The 952-nt window shown below is 39.5% G+C and carries 1 protein-coding gene; it reads left to right on the forward strand.

Annotated features, from left to right (window positions below; translation table 11 throughout):
• Nucleotides 1-199: 199 nt before the first annotated feature.
• Nucleotides 200-952 (forward strand): JmjC domain-containing protein (locus A3729_RS04220; RefSeq protein ID WP_068633243.1); only part of this gene is annotated, 753 nt, incomplete at its 3' end.

A 952-nucleotide genomic window follows, 5' to 3' on the forward strand; every position in this document is an offset into this window, starting at 1 on the left:
ACAACGGCTTTTGGTTAAATAACCTGATCGAACAACTTAACCAAGGGTTTAAGCTTCAATTAAGCCCTTTATCCGAAGAAGAAATACTGCGTGTGATTCTGCCCGTGTTATCAAAAAACGAGTGAATAAGTAGATTTTCAAGAAATAGCTAGCCGCACAAGCTCTTCCACTAAGAGTACTAGAGAAAAAGGAATGCAAAATGTATAAATACATAAAACTAGATCAAGAACAGCAGTTCTCCGACTTCAACAAAAGGTCATTCAAATTTAACCAGTCTGTAGTGGAGACACCTCTAGCATCACTTGATAGTCTATCTGAGTTAGTCCTCAGACTTCCCCCGGAGCACGTGTATGCCAGCTCTAGTAAAGTCGACATCAATGCAAATCTTGATACAGCTCATAAAGAACATAAAATAGAATGCTCATTAGAGCACGCACTGGAAAATCTGGCGACTTCAGACTCTTTTGTGATGGTTAGAAGTCCTGAAATTGACGAACAATATAAAGAGCTATTTACAGGGCTAAAGAACGACCTTGAACAACTTGCCCAAGAACTAGGTACAGAAATTACTGACTCAACACTCTATCTATTTATCACGTCACCAAATGGCACAACGCCTTATCACATCGACCGGTATAGCACTTTCCTTATGCAACTTACGGGCACTAAAGAAGTCTATACGTGGGAACCCTGGAATAAAGAACAAATTAGTGATGATGAACTGGAAACATTTGTAGCCAAAACCCATAAAGTAGCACCAAGCTTACGGGACGAATTTGTTAACACCTCAACAAAAACTTTTATTAAGCCAGGTGAAGGCGCTCATATTCCCTATTTAGCACCACACTGGGTAAAAACATGCGATGAAGTTTCAGCCTCAGTATCAATTATCTTCAACACGAAAGAAACTCAGAAGAAAGGCTTAGCCTTGCGCTTTAATGAATTAGTTAAG

The organism is Oleiphilus sp. HI0043, assembly GCF_001634935.1.